Source organism: Thermoflexus sp. (assembly GCF_042408815.1).
Lineage (GTDB): Bacteria > Chloroflexota > Anaerolineae > Thermoflexales > Thermoflexaceae > Thermoflexus.
In genome coordinates, this window is record NZ_JBHOQR010000002.1 from 210515 (window position 1) to 234599 (window position 24085).

Sequence of the window (24085 nt, forward strand, 5' to 3'; positions counted from 1 at the left end):
CTCCGACACCCCTCAGCCCTCGGGGAATATACCATCGATCACCCCGCCAGCCAGCCGCGGTTGAACTCCTCAATCGCCCGGCGCAGCTTCTCCTCCATCTCTTTGGTGATCTCCTTCCGCTCTGCAATATCGCGGCCGACCTCCGGGTAGTTCGTGGCCATAAAGCGCAGGAATTCCTTCTCCCACTGACGCACCTTCTCCACCGGGATCGGATCCAGATATCCGTTGGTCCCGGCGAAGATCACCATTACCTGCTCTTCCAGAGGCATCGGCTCATACTGAGGCTGCTTCAGAACCTCTGTCAGCCGCTTGCCCCGCTCGATGATCGCCAATGTGGTCTTGTCGAGATCCGACCCGAACTGCACGAAGGCAGCCAGCTCCCGGAACTGGGCCATCTCCAGGCGCAGCCGCCCAGCCACCTGCTTCATGGCCTTCGTCTGGGCCGCGCCCCCTACCCGGGAGACGGAGATCCCCACGTTGATCGCCGGGCGAATGCCCGCATTGAAGAGATCGGTCTCCAGGTAGATCTGGCCGTCCGTAATGGAGATCACGTTAGTCGGGATGTAGGCCGAGACATCCCCCAGTTGCGTCTCCACGATCGGCAGGGCCGTGAGGCTTCCCCCCGATCCCCTGACCTTCAGGATCTTCAGGTTTTCCTTATCCGGGCGCGCCTCCAGAGCCTTCATAGCTTCTTTGTAACCCAGGGGGCCGGTATACACCTTCCCATCGACTCCCTCTTTGATGTCGATGTCCTCCGGTGCATCCTTGGGGACAATGATGTATTTGTTCGCCAGACGGGCCGCGCGCTCCAGCAGGCGGGAGTGAAGGTAGAAGATATCGCCGGGATAAGCCTCCCGGCCGGGCGGACGCCGGAGCAGCAAAGAGACTTGGCGATAGGCCCAGGCATGCTTGGTGAGATCGTCGTAGACAATGAGCGCATCATTGACCAGCTGTCCATCGACGATCACCCCGTTCTCCATCACCTCCTCACCCATCGCACAACCCGCATAGGGCGCGATATATTGCAGCGCCGCGGGATCGGAGGCGGTAGCAGCCACCACAATGGTGTAATCCATCGCGCCGTAGCGCTCCAGGGTAGCCACCAGACGGGCGACCTGGGCCCGCTTCTGGCCGATGGCCACATAAATGCAAACCATCCCCTTCCCTTTCTGGTTGATAATCGTATCCACCGCGATAGCCGTCTTCCCGGTCTGGCGGTCCCCAATGATCAGCTCTCGCTGGCCACGGCCGATGGGGATCATGGCATCGATCGCCTTGATGCCCGTCTGGACCGGTGTATCCACATCCTGGCGCTTGGTCACCCCTGGAGCGATCCGCTCGATCGGCCGATAACGATCCGTCACAATCGGCCCCTTGCCGTCCAGCGGGCGCCCCAGGGGATCAACCACACGGCCCAGCAACGCCTGGCCCACCGGCACGGAGGCGATCCGGCCGGTTCCGCGGACCTTCATCCCCTGACGGATCCCGCTGAAATCCCCCAGGATGATCACACCGACATTGTCCCGCTCCAGGTTGAAGGCGATCCCCATCACCCCGTTCTCGAATTCCACCAGCTCGCTGGCCATCACGTTGCGGAGGCCCGAACACCGGGCGATCCCATCCCCGGCTTCGAGCACCTCGCCGATTTCGGCGACCTCCACTTCAGGGGTATAGGCCTCGATTCGTTGCTGCAACGAAGCGATCAACTCCTGCCAGGCGTCTGTTCGATCGGCCATCGCCCACCTCGCATCTATGGGATACGGGAACACCCACCCAGCTGGTTATGTGAAAGGAGTCACGGAGATATTATAACCCAGGCGATTCATCGATGAGGAGGACAGTCGCCCACCCATCGGGATCCTTAAGGTTAATGGATCGCGGGCATCCCCTCCCTCACGGCCTCAGATGGGCGACCGTCTCCGCGTCCAGGCGCTGCACCAGGGCGGTCACCAACGCGATGGCCTGCTCAATGTCATTCCGATGGACAATAGCGCCATGGCTGTGGATGTGTCGTGCCGGGACGCCGATCACCAGGGTCGGAACCCCACCTTTATGAAGGTGGATTACTCCGCCGTCGGTGGCTCCACCCTCGATCACCGAGAATTGCACAGGGATCCCTATGGATTGAGCGGTCTCCACAGCGAGATCTCGCAACCGGAGGTTCGGGATCATCCGGGCATCATAGACAACGATCGTGGGCCCTCCGCCGAGCTTCACCGGCGATTCCTCCGGCTTGATCCCGGGCACATCCCCCGCGATATCCGATTCCAGGATCAGCGCGACCTCCGGGTTGACCTTCTCAACACTGGTAGCCGCCCCTCGCAGGCCGACCTCTTCCTGAACGGTCGCCACCCCATACACTATATTGGGGTGGCCCTCTCGGGCCAGACGCCGCAGGACCTCCACCAGCACCGCGCAGCCCACCCGATCATCGAACGCTTTCGCCAGATAAGTCCGGCCGCCGGCCAGCACCTGGAAAGGCGCGAGGGGGACAATGGGATCGCCCACCCGCACGCCCGCCTCTTCCACTTCTTTTGCGGAGGTCGCGCCGATATCGATATACATATCCTTCTTCTCAACGACTTTCTTTCGCTCGTCCGGAGGAAGCAGGTGAGGCGGCTTGGCGCCGATCACCCCGATCACATCTCCCTTGTGGGTTTTAATGACCACGCGCTGGCCCAGAAGAACCTGGTCGAACCAGCCTCCCAGGGGGGTAAAACGGATGAAGCCTTCGGGGGTGATGTGCTTGACCATGAAACCGATTTCATCCATGTGCGCAGCCAGCATCACCCGGGGCCCGTTCTCCCCCTGCCGACAGATCAGACTGCCGATATTGTCCTGTTCCACCTCCCCCACGCCCTCCAGAAGCCTGCGCATGACCTCCCGAATTTCGGTCTCATAGCCGGGAACGCCGTGAGCTTCCGTGAGAGTTTTGAGGAGCATGGCAAGTTCATCCATGGGTTCGACCTCCCGATCCTGAAAAGAGCTCCTGGAAACAAGCTAGCCCCAAAACGGATTCTCCCTGGATCTCAGGAGACTCCAGTTCGGCCATGGAATCCCTTCAACGAGAGAGTGCTGCATGGGGAACGGATAGCTGTTCGTGAGCCCATCGCCCGTTCATGGCCATCAGCCCGTAACGCTCCGGATGCTGCCCTCGAACCACCCGGAACATGTAAGCGCGATCGTGGTAATCGAAGATCTCCACATCCCGCTCATCCGTCGCGGACACGGAGACCAGATAAGTTCCCTCCAGAAGAGGAAGGGAAGGAATCGTGTAGATGAGCTCTCCCTCTCCATCCACCCAGGGGATCTCCAAGCCGGAGAACGCCGTATTGGGACCACAGATGTGAACCCCATCGTGGCGGTGAATCGCCAGACCGAAAACTGGCCTTTCGATCCGTTCTAAGGCTCGATAACGCAGATGGATATGCACCGTTTCCCCGGTTTCAAACTGATAGCGTTCCGTCCCGCTCGAATCCGTGAGATAAACGCGCTCAATCTGCAGACGACCGCTCCCCCAGCGAAGGATGGCGGCTTGCGGATTCGGCATGGCTAGGGACCGCTCATCACAGCGGTGCACATGATCCAGATAGGCCTGCACAACCCCTGCAGGTGCCCCTTCCATCCGAACCCGGCCGTGATCGAACCATAACACTCGATGGCAAAGACGTTGAACCGCGCCCAGATCGTGGGAAACCAGAAGGATCGTCACCCCCGAACGCTGAAGGGCGAACAAATGCTCCAGACACTTCTGCTGAAACGCCGCATCGCCAACAGCCAGCACCTCATCCACCAGCAGGATCTCCGCATCCAGATACACCGAGACCGCAAAGGCCAGGCGAACATACATCCCGGATGAATAGTGCTTCACCGGGACATCAATGTAATCCTCCAGCTCAGCGAAGGCCACAATAGCATCCAGACGGCGGGCCATCTCACGACGGGGAATGCCCAGGAAAGCCCCGCTCAGAAAGACGTTCTCTCGCCCGGTCAGCTCGGGATGGAAGCCCACCCCCAGTTCAAGCAGAGCCGCCACACGACCCCGGACCTCCACCCGGCCTGAGGTCGGCTCCAGAACGCGGGCGGCCAGCTTGAGGACCGTGCTCTTGCCGGCCCCATTCGGCCCGATGAGGCCTACAGTCTCTCCGGGTTGAACCTCGAAGGAAACATCATGCAAGGCCCAGAAGATCTCGGCAGGCGGTCGCCGCCAGAGCTTCCAGCTTTCAACAAAGAGCTCATGGAAAGAACGAGGGCGTTGGCGGTGCATATGAAAGCACTTCGAAACCCGATCGAAACGAATCATTCTCTTGTGAGCCTCTGGTTTTGATCCGATGAAATTCTATATCGCTGGGCTCCGCTTCTTATGTCCGCACGTCCAGACGGGCGGCGACGATCTCCGCGATCTCCTCAGGGTGACGGGCGACTGGGATGCCCACGCTCTCCAGTTTGGCGATCTTCTCCGTCGCAGAACCCGTTCCCCCTTCGATGATCGCGCCCGCATGCCCCATCCGCTTGCCTGGCGGCGCCGTCCGCCCGGCGATGAAGGCGGTCACCGGCTTGCTCATGCGGGTGGCGATGAAATCCGCCGCCCGTTCCTCTTCCGCGCCACCGATCTCTCCAATCAGCACCACATGCTCTGTCTGCGGATCCTCCTCAAACATCGCCAGGATCTCCACGAAGTTGGTCCCGGGGATGGGATCCCCTCCAATCCCCACGCAGGTGCTCTGGCCGATCCCGCGCTGGCTCAGGGCAGCGATCACCTCATAGGTCAGAGTCCCGGAGCGCGAGACGATGCCCACCGGACCAGGTCGGGTGATGTGCCCAGGAATGATCCCCACCTTGCATTCCCCCGGAGTAATAAGACCCGGCCCGTTGGGCCCGACCAGACGCACCCCCTTGCGGTCCAAGTAAGAGCGGACCCGGATCATGTCCTGCACCGGGATACCCTCTGTGATACAAACGATCAAGGGGATGCCCGCATCGGCGGCCTCCAGAATGGCATCGGGGGCGGAGCGAGCGGGGACAAAGATCACTGAGCAATTGGCTCCCGTTGCCTCCACAGCCTCCTTCACGGTATCGAAAACCGGAATCCCCAGAACCCACTGCCCGCCCTTGCCCGGAGTAACGCCGGCCACCACCTGAGTGCCGTATTCTCGCATTTGCTGGGTATGAAACTGGCCTTCCCGACCGGTGATCCCCTGCACGACCACGCGGGTGTTCCGATTGATCAGAATACTCATAGGGCTCGCTCCTCCATGCGAGAAGGATCAATATCAACTCTCCGTCCTGCCGCCAAGCGACGTGAGGGAGGACGCTCCCTCAGGAATCCTCTCGCGGAAGGCCCGAACGCTCCCAGATCCTCCGGCCTTCACGCATCGCGATCCAGACCACAGAGCCAGGCTGTTGGGATAGATCCCGGGCCTCTTCTTCTGTGTAAACAAATATCTCCAGAGGCAGTCCGCTGCGAAGAGGTGTGTATCGCATGGCTCGTTCAAAGAAGGGCTCGGGGGCCTCCCGCACGATCACCAGCAAGTCGATATCGCTTCCGGGCCCCTCCTCGCCGCGCGCATAGGAGCCAAAGAGCCACACCTCCTGCACCTCTGAAGCCGGCTCGATCACCTCCTGTAGCCAGCGCCGCAGGCCCGCCCACACTCGTTCTCGATCAACTTTCCATATCCGAACGGACATAATTCAAAATCTCCTCTGCAAACCGTATGGCCTCGAGGGCCTCCCGACGGGTATAAAGCTCGAAGGGAGCGCCAGCAGGATGGGCGTTTGGATAACGGGGGCCGATATAATACTTGTCGAGAATACGAGCGGCTTGCAGGAGATCCTCTGGGATCGCCTCGTCGATCTGTTCCAGCAGCAGCCGGACGGAATGGCCCCAGGCGATCTGATTCCGCTTCAGATAAAGGGCCTTGAGGGCTTTTTCCGCCGCCTGATGGGCGGCGAAGCATGCCCATTCGTAATCTTCCAGCCGCAAGCTTTCCTGAGCGTGGCGCAAATCTGCCTGGGCCTGCTTCCACCAATCCCGCCAGCGATCCATTCGCACTCCCTCACCTTGGGCTCACTCCGGACGTTGTCCATCCCCCGCCAAATGCACAACAAGCTGAGCGGCTTCCACCAGCGTGGTCGCCGTGTGAAGCGTCACCCCCCGAGCTTCCCGAAGGATGGCCCGCCCTTCTTCCTCGTTCGTCCCCACCAACCGAACCACCACCGGCACTCGAGGGCGGACCATCTCAAAGGCGGCAAGCATTCCCCGAGCCACCTCATCGCAACGGGTGATGCCGCCGAAAATGTTGATCAACACCGCCTTCACGTTGGGATCTGAGAGGATCAGGCGCATGGCCGCGGCCACCCGCTCCGCGCTCGCTCCGCCCCCAATGTCCAAGAAGTTGGCCGGGCGGCCGCCATAAAGCTGGATGATATCCATCGTGGCCATGGCCAGGCCGGCCCCGTTCACCATGCACCCGATGTTTCCATCCAGCTGCACATAGCTGATGCCGTATTTGCGAGCCTCCCGTTCGCTCGGGGTCTCCTCATCTTCATCCCGCATAGCTGCCAGATCGGGATGACGGAACAACGCGTTGTCATCGATGATCATCTTGCCGTCCAGGGCCAGCAAGGCCGGACCGGGGACTATGGCCAGCGGGTTGATCTCCGCTAAAGTGGCATCGTGGTCTTCAAAGCAGCGATACAGGCCGAGGGCAATCTGGGTGAAAGCAGGCCACAATGAGCGATCCAGACCGATCCCCACAGCCAGAGCCCGCGCCTGGTATTCCCGCAGGCCGAGCTCCGGCTCGATCAGCACCCGGACGATCTTCTCCGGCGCCGTTCGGGCCACCTCTTCGATATCCACCCCACCCGCAGAAGAGGCCATAGCCGCCACCCGGCGCCGGGCCCGGTCGATGGTCAGACCCAGATACAGCTCCGCCTGGATCTCGGCGGCCTCATCCACGAGGACCCGGCGCACCGGCAGGCCCTTCAGCGTCATGCTGAGGATCCGCTCAGCGGCCTGCTCAGCCTCCTCCGGGGTGCGGGCCAGGTGGATCCCGCCGGCCTTCCCCCGCCCGCCCACAAGGACCTGGGCCTTCACCACCACCGGCTTGCCCAGCTCCTTCGCGATGGCGCGGGCCTCCTCCGGGCTGGTCGCCACTTTCCCCCGTGGGATGGGGATCCCATACCGCGCGAAGAGCTGCTTGGACTGGAACTCGTGGAGCTTCATTTCTTTCTTCCCTCTCCATCGAGCTGTGAGCCCCTCAATCCAGACGATCCAGGAACCCCTGAAACGCGCGAAGATCACAGGATACCTGATCGAAGCAAGCGGAAAGACTCTGCGCCCCCTCTCTCAGGCGAGCCCGATCGAACACAAAGGTGGAGATGTGCCGAACCCCGTGGCGGAACCGACGGTATTCCTCGACGGGGTGGGCAACGATCCGAAGACCGCACCCCGCAGATTCCGAAGGGCTCCTTCCGCAACCAAATGGCCGCCCGGGCGACCTCCCCAGGCCCGCTCCTGAGGCTGCGCCCGCCGGGCTTCCTCCTCCGCCCAGCGCCGCCAGGCCTCCCGCTGGGCCTCGATCCCCTCCGGAGTGAGATCCAACGCGGTTTTCAGCATACGCCGTCCCCCGGGAAGGAGCATCCGAACCCGATTATAGCACGTGCTTCCTCTCACAAGCGGTGTTCCCGACACCTCATGGAACCTGAAAAGCCATCACCCGGCTCCCTCCCGAATCCACCACCCAGACGAGCCCGTTGGGATCCACCGCGATTCCCTGGGGGAGGACAAACGAGGAGGCGTCCTCTCCATACTGTCCGAAGGCCAGGAGCGGCCGGCCGCTACGATCGAACACCAGAACGCGAAAGCCTGTGGGATCGGTGACGAAGATCCGCCCGCGGGCATCAACCGCCACGTCGGGCTTGGTGGTGGGAAGCTGATCCAGCCATCCGGCGATCTCCCAGGCATGGACCGGGGCCCCGGAGGGGGTCAGGATCTGGATCCGCCGGTTCCATGTGTCGGCGATCACCAGGTTCCCATCGGGCAGCGCGGCGATACCGACCGGCTCATCCAGCCGTCCGGGCTCGACGCCCGGCCCGCCCCAGGCGTCCAGGAAGCGCCCCTCACGGTCGAAGACCTGGACACGCTTGTTGCCGGTGTCCGTGACGTAGACGCGATCGCCCTGGATCAGGAGGCCCCGGGGGCCGAAGAAGCGACCAGGTTGCCCTTGGGGATCCGTGACCGACGCGTAGCCGCCCCATGCCCGGAGGAACCTCCCCTCAGCGGTGAACTGCTGGATCCGATGGTTCCACAGATCCGCCACATACACCGTGCCGTCCGGCGCCACAGCAATCCCCCAGGGCTCATGAAACTGCCCGGCGCCTAAGGGCATCGGCCCGGGGCCATCTGGATCCACACATCCGGGTTCTCCCTGCTCATAGAGGGCGCAGAAGGAGCCCCAGAACCGGAGGAGCTGGCCATTAGGAGAGAAGACCTGGACCCGATGGTTGCGCCCATCAGTGACATAGAGGGCGCCGTCCGGCCCGATAGCGATGCCGTGGGGATCCTGGAAACGCCCCGGCTCGCTTCCGGGCCCTCCAATGATCCGAACGGCCGCGAGCTCCCGGCGCACGGCGGCATACGGCTCCGGCGGCGGAGTGGGCACGGCCAGGGCCTGCTGCGGACGGAGAGGCCAGGCCTTCGCGGCCACATCTTTCCGGATGAAAAGCTTGAAATCGTGGGCCAGAGGCCAGGTATCGATCTGATGCCGCTTTCCGGTGATCTGATCATAACGCGTGTAATCCCGGCTCCAGAAGATATCCCAGAGGGCCGCCCGACGCTCCGGATCCCAAAGCCAGCGCCATAGACGTTCCCAGGTGAGCTCCCGATAATCCTCCATGGGCCACCAGATCAGGTGGTATGAATACGCCTCATGGGTGGCCCGGAGGGCGTTTTCCACTTTATACCAGTTGGCGCTGCCCACGATGACAACAGGCGACTCCAGAGCCTCGCGATAAGGGGTTTCCCCGAAATAGCGCTGCCGCCAGTCGCGGAGATACCAGGAGAACGGCCAAGAACTATCGTTATCGTAGGCGACCACCACCTGATCCCGACCGATCGCTCGGGCGATCTCCTCGATCTGTTGCATCGCGATCTTCACCCCGGGGCTGCCATGGGCGTAGACGCCATGCTCCAGGGCCAGATCGTAATAGATGAAACTGAACCGCCAGGCAACCCGCAGGGTGGCGAACATCAGGACGGCCAGGGCTGCCAGCGCAAAGGATTGCAGGAGGCCAGAGAAGCCCAGACGGGGATACAGATGAACCCCGATCCCCAGGATGATGCCTATGCCCAGCGCGGCCGCGATCACCTGATTGGCCGCCACCAAAGCATCCAGGGTCGCAGCTTGACGCGCAAGCCAGGTCTGGAGCACAAGCCAAGCCCGCGGCCAAGCGGCGAGCATGCCCAAGAGGGCGGCTCCGAGAGGGAACACCAGCAGGGCGGCAATCGCACCCCCCCCATGCCACCACCGCCGCCAGTCCATAGCGCCCAGCGTATCCTGAAGGAAGACAGCCGAGAGGAGGATCATGGGCACCGTCAGGTGGACAGTCAGCCAGGGCATCTTCTCCCCGGCTAGGGAATACGCAACCCATGAGAGGATCACCCAAGCGCTCAGGAAGCCCCGGAACGCCCACCCCAGGCGGTCCGGGATTGGGGCATCGGCAACCCATCGCCCCAGGTAATACCCCAGGGCTAGAAGGGAGAGCAGCATCGGCATAAATTCATACATCGGGGCGATGACGAAATAGTAAAAGAGCGGCTGGCTCCCCCGCTGGACGCACTGCTGGGCCAGCCAGTATCCCAGGGAACCGAGGTAACCGGTGGCGATGCCCGCGCCGTTGGTGAAAAACGTGGTGAACAGGGGCAGGGAGATCCCGAAGAAGATCCCCAGCAGGATAGGCCAGCGGCCTGGATCCCAGGCCATTCCCAGCCCGGTGCTCAGCGCCCCGAAGACCAGGAACAGGATCAGAACCCGGATCATCTCATCGTTGATGCCGCTGAACCCCCCGCTTTCAAACAGCGACATGGAAGCGAAAGGCTGCCGGAACAGCAGAAGGGAAACAGGATTGAGCCAGACCAGGCCCGCCGCCGGGAGCATCCAAAGGCTGAGCCCCCCCATGATCATCATCAGATCAAAAGTGGGCTGCTCGCGTAATCGAACACGCCCCCAGCGCCCGGCCAACACCCAGGCCAGGACACCGATCCCAGCCAGGGCAATCAGCCCCCCGACCAGGGTGAGCCACCGGCCGTGCTCCGGGATGTTCTCCGGCCGGCATACGAAAGCCCCCGGGATCGGCTCTCGCCCGGATTCGAGCCCAAACAACATTGCCGCACCACCGGCGAGAAGCGCTCCTGCTCCCAGCCCCAGCCATTGCCGATCCGCCCGGGAGCATCGCGGATCCCGGAGCACCGCCATGCTCCATGCGATGAAGAGCAGGATCCCATAGATCGCCAGATAGATGAAGGCAGCTTCCATCGTGGTGTAAAACAGCGCGATCACCGCCGCCAGGCCATACAGCCAGCGGGCCTCCCGGGTTTCCAAATAGGCGAAGATCATCCATACCGTGAGGACCGCCCACAAGGCCATCAGGCCCTCGTCCCGGATATACCGGCTGTGATACAGGACCATGGGGGAGATCAGGAAAAAGAGGGAGGCCAAGAGGCTTCCCCAGCGCCCCAGCCAGCGACGCATCAACAGTGGGAGCATCACCAGAGCGATCCCTGCGAGAGCCACTGGGAGCCGGCCGGAGAAATCATCAGCGCCGAACAGGAGATAGGCCAGCGCATCCAGGTGGAACTTCAGAGGGCCATGCATCAGAGGCGTATGCTGAAACCCGTTACCCCGAAACAGCTGCCAGGCGTAATAAACGTGCAGGCTCTCGTCATGGCTCATCACCCGATCGCCCAGGCGCCACAGGCGGGTAAAGATAGCGGCGGCAAACAGCCCGAGATAAGCCCCGCGCTCCAGCGGCGAAAGATCGGCCCATAGCGCCCGCCATCGGGATGGCGCAGGAGCCATCGATATCCCTTCCATAGCCTATTGGCGCTCCGCAGAAGATCCAGAACCGGATGCCGATTATAACACGGTTCGGGAGGAGACCATCCGCCTTCTCGATCGAAACCCGACTGCGTAGATCCGCACCCAGTAAATCCTACTGTGTGTTCTGAGCCCCTGCGCGAACCCACAACACCATCCGACGCTCTATCGGCTCCGCTCCCCTTTGATCCACAATGACTGGGAGAGGGCGACCTACCCATCGATCCGGCTCCAGCGGAACCAGAATACCCTCCGGAGTGAGCCACACGTCTCCAGCTCCCGAATCAGGCGAACGACGATAGACAGCGACCCGAAATGCTCGGAAGGTCCACCACCAGAATGCTTCTTCTTCTCCTTCGGCGACCACAACCAAGGAAAGCCCACCGGGCCATTCGTGGCGGCGCACGGCTTCCCTCCGCAGTCCTTCTACCAACTCCTGCACCGCCGGAGAGGTCATCTCTGGAAGGGAAAACCCGGGAACCGGATCCACCCGCCGGATCAGGGCGGCGGCTCCTGCCAGCTGGCCCAGGCCTATGGCGAACGCCAGAGCCCCGGCAACCCCGAGGGCGGCTGACTTTCGAATCCCGGATCCCATGAAGAGATTCGCTGGAGATGCGCCGAGCGGCCTGCCCATCGCCCCCTGATCCGGGGAATCTTTCTCCCCCCCTCTCTCGAACAGGTCGCTCATGATCCAGAGTCCGAACCCCAGCAACCCTAGCACGCCTATGAGGACCAGCCAGCGCGCTCCTTCCGGTGCTCCCCGGAGATTCATAAAAGCGGCAACGGTTCCCAGCCCGATCCCCCCGATCCCGGCTCCGATGAGAACCGAGAGGGGCTGCCGCTGTCCAACGGGCTGCATCGCTTCCCAAACCCATTGCACGGCGAACCCAGCCAGGATGATCCATGGGATCAGCACCACGGCGTGTTCCGTGAATGAGGCACCGAGTCGGACGAGCTGCAACCCGGTTCCGATTCCTGTGACCATAGCCAGCGCCGTTCCAAAGCGATCGCGGCGGCGGATGGCCAGGATTCCCCCAGCCAGTCCCAACGTCAGGATCAGTGCTTCTCCATAAAGGAAGGCCTGGAGAGCTTCCCACCACATCGGAAGGCCCTCCGGGGCAAAGCCAGCGAGCCATGCCGAGAGACCCTCCACCATCTCCTGTGTTCCGCTCCCTCGCCATCCCCCCCAGGCACTGGCCAGCAGCGCCGTCGCCCCGAAAAGCCCAACGGTCTTCCAGCGGGGGAAAGCAAGCTCCGGCGGATCCAGCCAGAAAACGGGGAGGAGCATCAGGCATCCGGTCCAGAAGGCGGGCCCGGCTGCGGCCCCTATTCCCAGCGTGATCCCCAAACCGATCCAGCGGGAAGGCCAGGAAGCGCGCCCCATGGCCAGGGCCGTAGCCAGCGCTGCCGCGACCACGACGCCGCCGTCCAGGAATCGCGCCGCCATCAGAGCGGTAGGGGAGATGGCCCAGAGCCACGCCGCTCCGATCGCCGCGGCCCGGCCGATGGGGCGCAGAACAGCCCACAGGGCAAGGACCGTGAGGGCCCCTGCCAGCGCCGCGCCAGAGCGCATCCATCCTTCATCCGGCCCGAAGATCTCAAACACCATTGCATTCCAGCCCGCGAGCAACGGGCTTCCCCCAGAGGGTAATGTCCCACCCCGCCACGCCGCCCACGCCTGGGCAGCCTCCTCCGGTGCGGCTGGCCGGAAGCCCAGATCCCATCCCCGCACCAGGAGTGCCAGGGCAAAGAGCCCGCCCAGGATCAACGTCTCCTGCCATCGATATCCATCGAGCCCTTCCCTCATTCACGCCTCCGGTAAATCACAGTTTCCCCGCTCCGAAAAACCGGATCCATCAGCTGTTCAAATTTTCGCAGCGCTTCCGCGGGGAACTCCTGTCGTTCGGTGTGGCCGACGATCACATAGACGATCCGATACTTCTCCAGCAGCGCGCGGGTTTTCTCCAGATCCAGAGATTCCCACAGGATCCTGAGATCCGGCTCCCGACGGGCGATCTCATCGTAAGAGCCCCGCCACTGATGTTCGTGACCTGCCCATCCCAGCACCGTGGGCAGGCCGGTGTGGGCAGCAAAGCGTCCGAATTCCGGCTGGAAGGAGATCCCCTGCCAGCCCGGGGCCTCCAGGATCACCGGCGTGCCCGGTACATTCCGGTTTAACCACTCGATCGCAGCCAAGTCATCGGGCGCCCATCGCGCCAGATGGGCATATCCATCTAGGGTGGGCGGGTGAGCGAAGAATTCCGCCTTAATGGGGATCATCAGAATCGGATAGAGCGCCGCCAGCGCGATCATGCTGCCAAACAACCCGGCCAGCAGCCAGCGCGCGCGCCTCGCCCGTTCCCACAACGCGCCCATTCCCCAGGCCAGGGCCAGGCTCCAGAGCACCCATGTCTGATAGTAAAATTTAAAGACCGTGTTCATGCGGGTGCCGAAGAAATCCTTAAGGAAAACGAACTCCACGGCCCAGGCCAGCGCGGTGCCGAAAACTACCAGCAGGCTCACAAAGGCCTTCACGTTTCCCCGCCGCTTCCAGAGCGTGGCGGCGGCCATCCCGATTCCGGCCAGCAGCATCGGCACCCAGGGCCCGCTTCCGGGGAACAACCTTCCCTTCACCACCACTTCGCCATCCAGCAACCGTCCGTACACCCAGGGCTTCAGTGCCTCCAGCGAAACCGGCGCTCCAGGGAGAGGGAACCGGATCGCCTGCGCCAGCTCGTAGAGCCCCACCAACAACGCCACCGGCGCCAGCCCCAGGCCCAGCGCGCTCAGCCAGACCCATCCTCCCCAGCGTCGCAGGGGGAGCATCCCCCGGCGATGCGCGTGGAGGGCCTCCGCTCCCAGCAGAAGAATCAGCCCGCCAATCTGAAAGCCGAACATCACCAGAAACTGCGGCAGGCGGGTCCCGTTATAAAGATTGGGAAGGAGCCCACCGGCCTGAGAGCGGAAACCCAGGTAAAAGGGCAGATACAGTAACACCCCGAGCCCCAGGATGCCCCCGGCCAGCCCGAGGATCTCCCTCTGCCAGGAAACACGTGTGCGCCCGGCCAGCACAGCCCCCAGAGCCCATGCGGCCAACAGGAGGCCGGTATAAATCGGGAAATCCCACGTGTTCAGGAAAGCAAGCCCCCCAAAGACGATCGGCAGGAGCTCAAACGGCGGACCATGATCCTGGAGAAAACACCGGAGGACGCGCCACTCCCGAAGAGAAGAAAGCCCGGGGAACTGCTGAGCGGTCTGGAAGGCCGCCATGGCCAGTCCGATAGCCATTAATGTGAAGGGCAGCGCCAACACATGGGGATGCAGATCCCCCAGCAGGAAACTGAATTGAGGGAACTCATCAATGACCTCCTGATGCTGGCCCTCGGGCGTGTAGTCTCGTACCACTCGGGAGGCCCGCCACCATGCCCACATCCGATTGGGAGGAGGCCAGCATGAGGGCCACGGTCGAAGCGAAGGGGGCTCATTTAACTCCGGGATGTCCAGCCAGGCCCAGAAGACCGGATCCCGGATCCAGCCGCACGAGTGGGCCAGGTCCAGGATCGCCTCGCCGTTTCCGGCCAAGCCGACCCAGAACGCGCTAAGCAACGCAACGGCCCAGGCCATGCGCAGGCGCTCTGGACGATAGAGGGACCAGAGATTCCATCCGAGGCCGGCGGCTGTCAGCAGGGTGAGGGCAAACCAGGAGGAAACCCCGAGGTTGAACGCGAAGCGGGTCGCAAGGCCGGAGAGCTCGGTGAGGAAGCCCAGGATAATGTAGCCAAAGTAATAATAGCTGATCGCGAAGCCGGACAGCCAGGGATCGTGCGGGGGGAAGCGCTCCGCCCGGACCACCGCGTTCAGGAAGGCAAGCTCCATAGGCTTCTCGGTGTAGGTGATCTCGGGGTTGTAAGCGCGGAAAAGCGTCCAGCCCAGAAAGGCGAGGGCAAACAACAACTCATAAAAAAGCACAAGGCCTCGTCGGGTTTGAAGCCAGCGCCATGGGGATTCGCCGGATCGCTGGGCCAGCCAGAGACCAAGGCCTAGGACCAGCCCCCAGGCCACAATCGCTCCTCCCCGTGAGGATGGGAGAAACCCTAGGCTTCTGCCCCACCACCATACGAATCCCATCAACATCAGCCCCAGGGGACGAGCGAAGGCCAGCCCCCGATCGGGCAGGGGGCGGAACACGAGGAACGTCATGGGCCAGGCCGCGAGGGCGATCAGGGTCAGCAGGAGCCACCAGAGAATCGCGGGACCCATGAAGGCTCATCCGAGTCTTGAGGAGATCACGGGTCTAAAGCTTAAAAGGAACGGGCTCCGTGAGGTGCCGATCCGAAGGGCACATCCTCTGGATATGTGTAAACCTCCATACCCATCCGTTGGGCCAGGTCCTGAGCGCGGGGATCCACCATCGGAGAGATGAGGATCCGACGCGCCACCGGGATACCTGTATGGCGGGCGTAAAACTCGACCTTACGCTGGAAGATCGCCACATCTCCCCGGCTCACCGAGGAGCGGATCTCGATGAGGATCGCCTCTCCGTCCCGGATAACCACATCAATCTCCACCTGATCTGGCCGGCCGAAGACATAGCCCTCAGAATCCATGGCCAGGAACCGCTCGACCCTCCATCCAGCCTCCCGCAGCAGCGCGGCCATCCCATCCCGGAAGGCGGCTTCGCTGCTCAATCCCCATCGGGCGCCCAGGGCCCCGATGGTCGCGCTCAGTCGCTGGATCTCGCGGGAATGTCGATCCAGAACTCCCAGCATCCTCTCAATCTCCTGGGAATGGCGCTCCAGGGTTTCCAGCATGCGCTGGATTATGCGTGAATGCTCCTCCATCCGCTCCGTCAGCGCCCGGATCGCCGCCGAATGCTCCTCCAGTCGACGTGAATGCTCCTCCGTGCGCTCCACCAGCACCCGGATGACCGCCGAGTGCTCCTCCCCCTGTTCCGTCAGCCTTCGAATGGCGGCAGAGTGCTCCTGAGTGATCCGGACCAGCTCCTGCACGGTTTGCGTGAGCTGAAGCAGAGCCTGCTCCTGAGCGCTCAGCCTCCCCTCCACCTCCTCCCGGAACGCCCGGATCTCGGCGCGGATCTCCTCCCATGGCCGCAGCGTTTCCTCCAGCATCTCCCGAAGGATCTGGCGCAGGGCCGGGTCCTCCTTCAACCATTGAGGCAAGGCCTCCCGGATCGCGGACAGCACCTCCTGGGTGCTCATCTCGTTCATCCCTCCGCGAACACATCGTTTTTATTTTAATTTAATTCGACCAGCAACGCTCAGAACAGCCGCTGGGGCGGACAGCGCACCCCATGCCCTTCTAAAGCAAAGGGGCTGTAGAGCATCCGAGCCCGCGCTCCACAGCCCCTGCAGGTTCGATGGCCCGCCGAGATCAACCCTCAGCCCATCAGAGTCACCCGCAGCCCTTCCATCCGGGCTCGAACGCTGCCGTCGACCACTCGATCTCCCACGCGGACGATCAGCCCGCCCAGGATCGTGGGGTCCACTCGGAAGATCACATCGCCGGTAAGATCCAGGCGGTCGGAGAGGGCCCTCCGGATATTCTGTTTTTCTTCCTCTTGCAATGGGATAGCGCTGATTACTTCCACCCGATCTCCCTTCAGGCCGCGAAGCTCCTCTAGAACCTGAGGGGGGATCGCTGTGAAAAACTCATGAATCAGACGCCGGTGGCGCGATTCATCCAGCGCGTCGCTCACAACGCGATGGGCAGCAGCCAGAGCGAGGGCCGCGATCTGCGCCCGCAGCTCGCCAAGGATCCGCTCCCGTTCCCGCTCCGCCTCCTCCCGGGCGACCTCGAGAATACGCTGGGCCTCAGCCCGCGCCTCCGAGAGGATCTGAGCGCGCTGTTGCTCGGCCTGGCGAACTGCCTCAGCGACGATCCGCTGACGCTCGGCCAGCGCTTCCTCCAGGATACGCTGGCGCTCCGCCTGGATGCTCGCCCGAAGTTGCTCTGCCGCCTTCGCATCCTCAAGCCCTTTCTCGATCAGCGCCCGCCGCTCCTCCAGGGCCTTGAGCACCCGGGGGAAAACCAGGCGAGACAAGAGAAACCAGATCACCAGAAAATTGAGGATCTGGGCGACCAGATAGATCGGGTTGATCCCAAGAGCCTCCAATGCCGTCCTCCTGGATCAAGAGGGTGAAAACCTCAAACCACGAACTTCAGCAGCAGCGCCATGACCAGGGCATAGATCGCGACGGCCTCGGCGAAAGCGATGGCCAGAATCATGTTGAGCTGAATCTGAGGGGTAGCCTCGGGATTACGCCCGATGGCCTGCAGCGCCCCACTAGCCAGAATCCCAATGCCGATCCCCGGACCGATCGCTCCCAGGCCGATCGCCAGACCGGCTCCCAGAACGCTCAAGGTTTGCGGCGACAGAATCTCCTGTGCCAGAATCAAACCCAGCATTTCTCGTCCTCCTTCCCAAGAGGTTTTATTTGGAATCCGGAGCGCATCCCCCTCGGATGCGCCAAGCCCGGATTGTTCACAACTCAGTGATGCCCTTCTGAATGCTCCTCCCCATGCCCTGCAGTGGCCAGGGCGATAAACACCATCGTGAGCATCATAAAGATAAAAGCCTGGATCAGCCCCACAAAGATCTCCAGGCCATAGAAGACCGCCGGGATCAGCAAGGGGAGCAGAAAGATCATGATCCCCAGCAGCACATGCCCGGCAAAGATGTTCCCAAACAATCGGAAGGAGAAGGACACAATCTTTGCCACTTCGCTGATAAGCTCCAGGAGGCTCACGAAGAATTCAATGACCCCCATGAAACCCCGGCGGAGGGCTTTCACATTAAAGAACTTCCAGAAATAGCCCGGACCCAGGGCTCGCACGCCCCATACCTGCACCATGAAGACGGCCACAAGCGCAAGGCCGATGGTGAAGTTGAGATCGGTGCTCAGGGCCCGCAGATAGGGAACCAGGACGAAGCCCTCCGCTTTCGCCTGATGAGGCTCCCCGCCTTCCTTCTCGTGACCATGCGCCGCTGCCGGCTCCGCGGTCAGTAGGGTGAAGGGCCCCCAATGGATCACCGCATAGCCCCCTTCATGGCCATGCGCCGGCTCCACCTTCCCAATGGAATCGAAGCCGGGGATCAGACCCATCCAATTCGCTGTGAGCACCATCAGAAAGATTGAGGCCACCAGAGGGAAGACATGGCGCGCCCGCGGGCCCAGGACTACTTTGGCCAAGTTCTCATACAGAGCCTCGATAAGGAACTCGAAGAGATTGACTAGGATCCCCAAGCCCTGAACAGGGGGTGGCAGAGCTCCAACCCGCTGGGCAACCAGCAAGCCCAATCCCAGAACCACCAGATCCACCAAGATCATCGCCACCATGGTGTTGGTAAGCGGCACGCCGAGGAGCAATGGACCCGTCAGAGGCTCCGGCTTCACCAGGATCACCGGAAGCACCGCTTTCAGAGACTTCCCGCCGACGGGGAGTCCTTGCCCCAGGGTTCCGAAGAACAACGAGACCCCCAACACAAAGCCCAAAACAAGAGGCGCTACAACCAGCAACTGGAAATAACGGATCACCCGCGTATCCCGCAGGCCCCAAAGGACCAGCGCGATCACCAGCGCATCCGCGAGAAGGATCCCCACCCAACCTGTCGCGGAGGACAGGAAGGTGACACCTGCCCCTCGCAGAAGATCCCTCAAACCGCCCAGCAACCAGAAAGCTGCCTGCCCCCCTACCCCGCATGAGAGCAAGGCAATGAGTCCAAGCAGCCCATAAGGGCCTATTCGTCGGATCAATTTGCCCATTGCCGCGATCCCACCTCCGCTCAAGATGATGGCTCTTCAAACGTGTTGGAGGATTCCGACGCCGGTTGCTCTGGCTTGCGGGGCCGCTCCATGCGAAACTGGGCAGCTGCGGTCATCGCCGCGCGGACCATCACCACCAACCCCAGAGCTGCGCCCATGATCATGCAGGCGGCGGTAAGCACTGGCCGGGTCCCCAAACGGAGATCCAGCCAGAGCCCGCAGAGCATCGCCCCCACCACTGCCACCACGGGGATAAAACCAATCTGAGAAAGCACTCCCGCCAGCGCCAGATTCCAGACCCAGATCCACCCACGCCTCGATGTTTTCATTATTCACCCTTCATCTGTCCCTCTTATCACAAGAAGCCGCTTTCATAATAATACCCGCCCCTCGGCGCTTCTGACAAGGGCCAGCCTAGAAGATCCATGCCTCCCTTCGTCTGAAACAGATTCTTTTCGATCCCGGATTCAAGCCCAATGGAAAGGCCAGCGTCTAAAAAGCCTGAGCCGCCATTTGGGCCAGCTGATAAAGCGGATACACCATAACCGTTAATAACAACACTCCGGCCACTGTGAACCACAGCGTAAATCGGGCGGGGCGGGAGATCCAGACAGGCTTCTCCTCCTCCGGCGAACGGTCCACATACATGGCCCGAGCTACCATAATGTAGTAATAAAACGCAACCATCGCATTGAGTACGCCGGCGATAGCTAGCCAGATCAGACCGCTCTCGATAGCCGCCGCGAAGACGAACAGCTTGGCGAAGAAGCCTACCAACGGCGGAATTCCCCCAAGCGAAAGAAGCGCGGCCAGCATAGCCAGGGCCAGCCCTGGTGCCCGCCGGGACAACCCAGCCAGGTCCCGGATCTCCTCGCTTCCCGTGACATTGGTCATGATCACCGCAACCGCGAAGGCCGCGATGTTCGTCAAGGTATAGATTCCCAGGTAAAAGATCGAGGCAGCGACCCCCAGCGGGCTGGCCGCGGCAACCCCGATCAAGATATATCCAGCCTGGGCGATGCTCGAATACGCCAGCAGCCGCTTGAGGTTCCGCTGCGGGATGGCCAGGAGGTTCCCCACCGTCATCGTGACAAAGGCAAGGGCAGCCATGATCGCTATCCAGTTCCCCTGAGCCGTGGGGAACGCCTCGATCATCGCCCGGATCAGGACCGCGAAACCCGCCGCCTTGGAGGCTACGGAGATGAAAGCGGTCACCGGCGTTGGCGCCCCTTCATACACATCGGGGGTCCAAAAATGGAAAGGCACGGCAGAGACCTTAAATCCGAAACCTACCAGAACCAGCAGGAGAGCCGCCATCACTGCTGGGGTGGGCAGCCCGGCCAGGGCCTGGGCGATGCGAGCATAGGAGATTTCGCCGGTAAAGCCATAAATCAACGCCAGGCCGTAAAGCATAATAGTGGAACTAAAGACGCCGAACAGGAAATACTTCAACCCAGCCTCCGCCGACCGGGGCGTATCTCGCAGATATCCCGCCAGCAAATACAGGGCGATCCCCACCGTCTCCAGAGCCAGATACAGGGTCACCAGATTGACCGCCGCCCCCATCAACCCCATCCCGAGGACCGAGATGAGCAGGAGGGTATAATACTCGCCGCTCTGGCGAAGCGGGCGGAAATCCATCGAGATGGCCACCGTGAGGATCCCTGCAAGCAGGAAGATGATCCGAAACAACATCGCCGCCAGATCGGCCCGCACCGAGCCCCCAAAGGCCTCATAAGGGGCTACGATCCCCATCGTGAGTTGGGCCGCCTGGGCTGCAGCCACCACCAGGGCCACCGCCAGCCCGCCGATGGCCCAATAGCCCAGCTCCCGCTTGCGCCCCTCTGGCATCCAGGCGTCCACGGCCATCATGAGCGCGGCCGCCAGCACCAGCACGATCTCCGGCAGAACCGACCACCCGTGCGCCCACCAGGACAACCCCATCGTCGATCCCTCCCCTAATGAATGGAAGCGACCATCGCGCTCTGCAACAGCGCCGCAATGGGCTCCACACCGGTCTGAATCAAGTCCGTCATCACTCGAGGAAACACGCCGATCAGAACAAACCACACCGCCAGGGTAAGGATGGCCACCTTATCCAAGGTCGTAATATCCCCCACATGGGGATAGCGTTCCCGATTCAACTCCCCAAAGAACGTCGCCTGAAGCGCCCGCAGGATGTAGGCGGCGGAGAGGGCGATGCTGGGCGCTGCCAGGATCGCCACCCAGGGATACCACCAGGCCATGTCCCGGGCGGCCCAGATCCCCGCAAAGACCTGGAACTCGGCCACGAAGCCGGAGAACCCAGGCATTCCCATCGCCACCAACCCGCCCAGGATGAAACCCAGAGTGGCCATCGGCATCGCCCGGGCGAAACCGCCCAGGTGGGCCAGGTAACGAGTGTGCGCCCGATCGTAAACCATCCCCACCGTTGCGAACAGGATCGCCGCCATCACTCCATGAGAGAACATCTGAAGGACAGCCCCTGTCAGCCCGGTCACGTTCATCGCTGCAAACCCAATGGTCACGAAGGCCATGTGGCCGATACTGGAGAAAGCGATCACATATTTGAGGTCCTCCTGCACTAAGGAGATCGCAGCGGAATACAGCGCAGCGACCACAGCCAGAAAGACCACTACCGGCAGCCAGTAGACCGCTCCTCCGGGCATCAGCTCGATCCCCACTCGCAGCGCGCTGTAGGCACCGACCTTCATCACCACCCCGGCCAGAAACATGGAGCCCGCCGTTGGCGCCGCCGAGTGGCCATCCGGCACCCAGTTGTGGAAGGGCCAAAGGCCTGCCGTCACCGCGAAGCCCAGGAAAACCGGCAAGAACCAGAGGTAATCAAAGCGCACCGTCTGGCCGAATACCTCCACCATCCGGGCAAACGCACCCCGGGCAGCCAGCTCTCGAAGCACATCCATATCGAAGGTGCGGATCGGGGAAACGAAATAGAGGGCCAGCGCACCCACCAGGGCGATGATGGAGCCCACCAGGGTGTAGAGCACCAGCTTCATCGCCGCGTATTCTTTGCGGGTGGAGCCCCAGATGGCGATCAGGAAATATTTGGGGAAGATGGCGATCTCATAAAAGAAGAACAGCAACACCAGGTTCCGCGCCACGAAGACCCCCATGATGCCACTGGCCAGAAGCAGCATGAAGGCGAACAGCTCATGGGGGCGATCCTCAATATTCCAGGATACCAGCACGCCCGTAAAGAGCACGAGGGCCGAGAGCAACACCAGGGGAAGGCTCACACCATCCACGCCCACGTAATAATGGATGCCGAGCTGGGGAAGCCACGACATCCGCTCCACGAACTGATATCCCCCGGCCGTCCGGTCGTAAGCCAGGAACGCCCAGAAGGCCAGCAACAGCGTGAAGCCGGAGACAGTCGCCGCAAAGACCCGCGCCGCTTCTTTCTGATGACGTGGGATCAGCAGCAGGATCAACGCCCCCACGAGGGGCGTAAAGACAATGAGGCTGAGAAGAGGAAGAGTCACCGCCGAGATCGTCATCCTTCACGCTCCAGAGATGAGAGTCGATCGTTCCAGATAGGGAGGGAAGATCGAAAGCACAACCCTGTCGGGTCCCAGCTATCCCAACAATCGCCGCAACGCCGCGTCCAGGGTGGGCACGATCCAAGCAGGCCACAGGCCGGTGAGCAACATGAACACCATCAAGGGAGCCACAGCCAGGATCTCCCGCGCGTTCATCTCCGGCAGGCGAGCCCACTGTGGGTTCAACGGCCCATGGAGCACCTTCTGAATGGCCTTCAGGATAAACGCCCCGGTGATCAGCAGCCCGAGCATGGCCAGGGCCGTTAGGGCGGTGAACACCGGCCAAGCCCCCTGCACCACCATATACTCCGCCACGAACCCGGCCAGCCCCGGCAGACCCACCGAGGCCATCGCACAGTAAAGCAGGATCCCCCCGTATACTGGCATCCGCGTCCAGAGCCCGCCGTAGGCCTCCAGGTCCCGGGTATGGGTCCGATCGTAAACCACCCCCACCAGCGCGAACATCGCCGCCGAGGAGAGACCATGGGCAAACAGCTGCAGGGCTGCCCCATTCACGGCGATCCGGGCATGATCGCGGATCGCAGGGTTCCCCAGCGCATAGCCCGCTACGGCGATCCCCAGGACGACGAACCCCATATGGTTCACCGAGGAGTAAGCCACAAGCCGCTTGAAGTCCCGCTGGCCCAGCGCAGCATAGGCACCGAAAATGATGGCGGCCGTCGCCAGAAGGGCGAGGGCGACGGCGAAGCGGGCGGATTCCGCCGGGAAGAGCGGGAAAACAATGCGCAAGAAACCATAGGCCCCCAGCTTTAACAGGATCCCCGCCAGGATCATAGAACCTGCTGTCGGGGCCTCCGTGTGCGCATCCGGCAACCAGGTGTGGAAAGGCCACACCGGGACCTTAATGGCGAAAGCGATGACGAAAGCCCAGAAGACAATCGCTTTCACTACCTCCATCGGAACCCCCGCCAGGGCCCCCTGGAGGGCCGGCCAGCGCCGGCTGACCTCAAGCAAATCGAAAGTGCCTCCCTGGGTGCCTCCCAGGGCCGCCCAGATCAATTGGATGCCCAGCAAGAGGCCTAGGGACCCGGCCATGGTGTAAAGAATGAACTTCAGCGCAGCGTAATGTCGCCGCTCCGGTGCCCCCCAGTTGTTGATCAGGAAATACATCGGCACCAGCCCCAGCTCCCAGAACAGGAAGAACAACAGGAGGTCCAGGCTGACGAAGACCCCCAGGATCCCCGTCTCCAGAGCCAGGAAGAGCGCGAAGTAGGTTCGCGGATCTTCTGTGATATGGAAGGAGATCAGGACCCCCAGCGGGGTGAGCAGGGCTGTCAGGAAGACCAGCATGACGCTCAGCCCATCCACCCCCAGGTAATAGCTGGCGTTCACCTGGGGAAACCATACCGCGCGCTCCACGAACTGGAAGCCGGGCTGACGGAGGTCGAAGTTCAGCCAGAGCCAGGCAGAGAGGATAAGGGGAATCAGACTGAACAAGAGGGCCAACCCTCGATGCAGACGAACACTATCCCGCGGGGTCATGGCGATAATCCCCGCACCCAGCAACGGGAGGAATGTGATCAGGGTCAGGATCGGGATCGTATGCCCGAAAAGCGCCATCGCTCGCTTCCCTCACCGTGAGGACTCAGAATAGAGACATCGCATGGTGGCCCATCCGGAAACC

General features: G+C 62.1%; 20 protein-coding genes. All 20 read right to left on the bottom strand.

Annotated features, from left to right (window positions below; genetic code table 11):
• Window positions 1–38: 38 nt before the first annotated feature.
• A complete protein-coding gene (gene atpA, locus ACFMO3_RS01125) occupies window positions 39–1736 on the bottom strand; it encodes a F0F1 ATP synthase subunit alpha (protein WP_376788587.1) in 1698 nt (565 codons plus the stop codon).
• A gap of 157 nt (window positions 1737–1893) precedes the next feature.
• The gene (locus ACFMO3_RS01130; RefSeq protein WP_376788588.1) at window positions 1894–2958 is read right to left on the bottom strand and encodes a M42 family metallopeptidase; all 1065 of its coding nucleotides are present in this window, start codon (window positions 2956–2958) and stop codon (window positions 1894–1896) included.
• 103 nt (window positions 2959–3061) lie between these two features.
• A complete protein-coding gene (locus ACFMO3_RS01135; RefSeq protein ID WP_376788589.1) occupies window positions 3062–4267 on the bottom strand; it encodes an ABC transporter ATP-binding protein in 1206 nt (401 codons plus the stop codon).
• Between the two features lie 94 nt (window positions 4268–4361).
• Window positions 4362–5240 carry a succinate--CoA ligase subunit alpha gene (gene sucD / locus ACFMO3_RS01140; RefSeq protein ID WP_376788590.1) on the bottom strand — a complete coding sequence of 293 codons (879 nt, stop codon included), beginning with the start codon at window positions 5238–5240 and terminating at the stop codon, window positions 4362–4364.
• A 79-nt stretch (window positions 5241–5319) separates the two neighbouring features.
• On the bottom strand, window positions 5320–5688 hold the full coding sequence (locus ACFMO3_RS01145; RefSeq protein WP_376788591.1) for a DUF6932 family protein: 369 nt from the start codon (window positions 5686–5688) through the stop codon (window positions 5320–5322).
• On the bottom strand, window positions 5663–6046 hold the full coding sequence (locus tag ACFMO3_RS01150; protein WP_376788592.1) for a HEPN domain-containing protein: 384 nt from the start codon (window positions 6044–6046) through the stop codon (window positions 5663–5665). The genes ACFMO3_RS01145 and ACFMO3_RS01150 overlap by 26 nt, the downstream gene beginning before the upstream one ends.
• Window positions 6047–6067: 21 nt before the next feature.
• Complete coding sequence (gene sucC, locus ACFMO3_RS01155; protein WP_376788593.1) at window positions 6068–7225, bottom strand: ADP-forming succinate--CoA ligase subunit beta; 1158 nt, start codon at window positions 7223–7225, stop codon at window positions 6068–6070.
• 34 nt (window positions 7226–7259) lie between these two features.
• Window positions 7260–7370 carry a hypothetical protein gene (locus ACFMO3_RS01160; RefSeq protein ID WP_376788594.1) on the bottom strand — a complete coding sequence of 37 codons (111 nt, stop codon included), beginning with the start codon at window positions 7368–7370 and terminating at the stop codon, window positions 7260–7262.
• A complete protein-coding gene (locus ACFMO3_RS01165; RefSeq protein ID WP_376788595.1) occupies window positions 7349–7618 on the bottom strand; it encodes a hypothetical protein in 270 nt (89 codons plus the stop codon). Before ACFMO3_RS01165 ends, ACFMO3_RS01160 begins: the two co-directional genes overlap by 22 nt.
• Before the next feature lie 76 nt (window positions 7619–7694).
• Complete coding sequence (locus tag ACFMO3_RS01170) at window positions 7695–11078, bottom strand: flippase activity-associated protein Agl23 (protein ID WP_376788596.1); 3384 nt, start codon at window positions 11076–11078, stop codon at window positions 7695–7697.
• Window positions 11079–11211: 133 nt separating this feature from the next.
• Window positions 11212–12903, bottom strand: coding sequence for a hypothetical protein (locus tag ACFMO3_RS01175; RefSeq protein WP_376788597.1), 1692 nt, complete (start codon window positions 12901–12903; stop codon window positions 11212–11214).
• Window positions 12900–15356, bottom strand: a complete 2457-nt coding sequence (locus ACFMO3_RS01180) for a DUF2298 domain-containing protein (RefSeq protein ID WP_376788598.1) — start codon at window positions 15354–15356, stop codon at window positions 12900–12902. Before ACFMO3_RS01180 ends, ACFMO3_RS01175 begins: the two co-directional genes overlap by 4 nt.
• A 41-nt stretch (window positions 15357–15397) precedes the next feature.
• On the bottom strand, window positions 15398–16315 hold the full coding sequence (locus tag ACFMO3_RS01185) for a PD-(D/E)XK nuclease family protein (RefSeq protein WP_376788599.1): 918 nt from the start codon (window positions 16313–16315) through the stop codon (window positions 15398–15400).
• A 179-nt stretch (window positions 16316–16494) separates the two neighbouring features.
• A complete protein-coding gene (gene atpF / locus ACFMO3_RS01190; protein ID WP_376788600.1) occupies window positions 16495–17229 on the bottom strand; it encodes a F0F1 ATP synthase subunit B in 735 nt (244 codons plus the stop codon).
• A 32-nt stretch (window positions 17230–17261) separates the two neighbouring features.
• Window positions 17262–17522 (bottom strand): ATP synthase F0 subunit C, encoded by a 261-nt coding sequence (atpE, locus tag ACFMO3_RS01195; protein ID WP_376788601.1) that lies wholly within the window; start codon window positions 17520–17522, stop codon window positions 17262–17264.
• A gap of 83 nt (window positions 17523–17605) precedes the next feature.
• The gene (locus ACFMO3_RS01200; protein WP_376788602.1) at window positions 17606–18880 is read right to left on the bottom strand and encodes a F0F1 ATP synthase subunit A; all 1275 of its coding nucleotides are present in this window, start codon (window positions 18878–18880) and stop codon (window positions 17606–17608) included.
• Between the two features lie 20 nt (window positions 18881–18900).
• A complete protein-coding gene (locus tag ACFMO3_RS01205; protein ID WP_376788603.1) occupies window positions 18901–19209 on the bottom strand; it encodes an AtpZ/AtpI family protein in 309 nt (102 codons plus the stop codon).
• A gap of 163 nt (window positions 19210–19372) precedes the next feature.
• Complete coding sequence (locus ACFMO3_RS01210; protein WP_376788604.1) at window positions 19373–20824, bottom strand: NADH-quinone oxidoreductase subunit N; 1452 nt, start codon at window positions 20822–20824, stop codon at window positions 19373–19375.
• A 14-nt stretch (window positions 20825–20838) separates the two neighbouring features.
• Window positions 20839–22398 (bottom strand): NuoM family protein, encoded by a 1560-nt coding sequence (locus tag ACFMO3_RS01215; protein WP_376788605.1) that lies wholly within the window; start codon window positions 22396–22398, stop codon window positions 20839–20841.
• 78 nt (window positions 22399–22476) lie between these two features.
• Window positions 22477–24021: a NuoM family protein gene (locus ACFMO3_RS01220; protein ID WP_376788606.1), complete on the bottom strand. Its 1545-nt coding sequence runs from the start codon at window positions 24019–24021 to the stop codon at window positions 22477–22479.
• Window positions 24022–24085 lie beyond the last annotated feature (64 nt).

Coding starts and splice junctions, on each gene's coding strand:
- ACFMO3_RS01150 (WP_376788592.1), bottom strand. CDS start 6,046: ATGGATCGCTGGCGGGATTGGTGGAAGCAGGCCCAGGCAGATTTGCGC.
- ACFMO3_RS01135 (WP_376788589.1), bottom strand. CDS start 4,267: ATGCACCGCCAACGCCCTCGTTCTTTCCATGAGCTCTTTGTTGAAAGC.
- atpA (WP_376788587.1), bottom strand. CDS start 1,736: ATGGCCGATCGAACAGACGCCTGGCAGGAGTTGATCGCTTCGTTGCAG.
- atpE (WP_376788601.1), bottom strand. CDS start 17,522: ATGCTGGGTTTGATTCTGGCACAGGAGATTCTGTCGCCGCAAACCTTG.
- ACFMO3_RS01220 (WP_376788606.1), bottom strand. CDS start 24,021: ATGGCGCTTTTCGGGCATACGATCCCGATCCTGACCCTGATCACATTC.
- ACFMO3_RS01145 (WP_376788591.1), bottom strand. CDS start 5,688: ATGTCCGTTCGGATATGGAAAGTTGATCGAGAACGAGTGTGGGCGGGC.
- ACFMO3_RS01130 (WP_376788588.1), bottom strand. CDS start 2,958: ATGGATGAACTTGCCATGCTCCTCAAAACTCTCACGGAAGCTCACGGC.
- ACFMO3_RS01165 (WP_376788595.1), bottom strand. CDS start 7,618: ATGCTGAAAACCGCGTTGGATCTCACTCCGGAGGGGATCGAGGCCCAG.
- ACFMO3_RS01175 (WP_376788597.1), bottom strand. CDS start 12,903: ATGAGGGAAGGGCTCGATGGATATCGATGGCAGGAGACGTTGATCCTG.
- ACFMO3_RS01200 (WP_376788602.1), bottom strand. CDS start 18,880: ATGGGCAAATTGATCCGACGAATAGGCCCTTATGGGCTGCTTGGACTC.
- ACFMO3_RS01170 (WP_376788596.1), bottom strand. CDS start 11,078: ATGGCTCCTGCGCCATCCCGATGGCGGGCGCTATGGGCCGATCTTTCG.
- ACFMO3_RS01180 (WP_376788598.1), bottom strand. CDS start 15,356: ATGGGTCCCGCGATTCTCTGGTGGCTCCTGCTGACCCTGATCGCCCTC.
- ACFMO3_RS01215 (WP_376788605.1), bottom strand. CDS start 22,398: ATGACGATCTCGGCGGTGACTCTTCCTCTTCTCAGCCTCATTGTCTTT.
- sucD (WP_376788590.1), bottom strand. CDS start 5,240: ATGAGTATTCTGATCAATCGGAACACCCGCGTGGTCGTGCAGGGGATC.
- ACFMO3_RS01185 (WP_376788599.1), bottom strand. CDS start 16,315: ATGAGCACCCAGGAGGTGCTGTCCGCGATCCGGGAGGCCTTGCCTCAA.
- ACFMO3_RS01205 (WP_376788603.1), bottom strand. CDS start 19,209: ATGAAAACATCGAGGCGTGGGTGGATCTGGGTCTGGAATCTGGCGCTG.
- ACFMO3_RS01210 (WP_376788604.1), bottom strand. CDS start 20,824: ATGGGGTTGTCCTGGTGGGCGCACGGGTGGTCGGTTCTGCCGGAGATC.
- sucC (WP_376788593.1), bottom strand. CDS start 7,225: ATGAAGCTCCACGAGTTCCAGTCCAAGCAGCTCTTCGCGCGGTATGGG.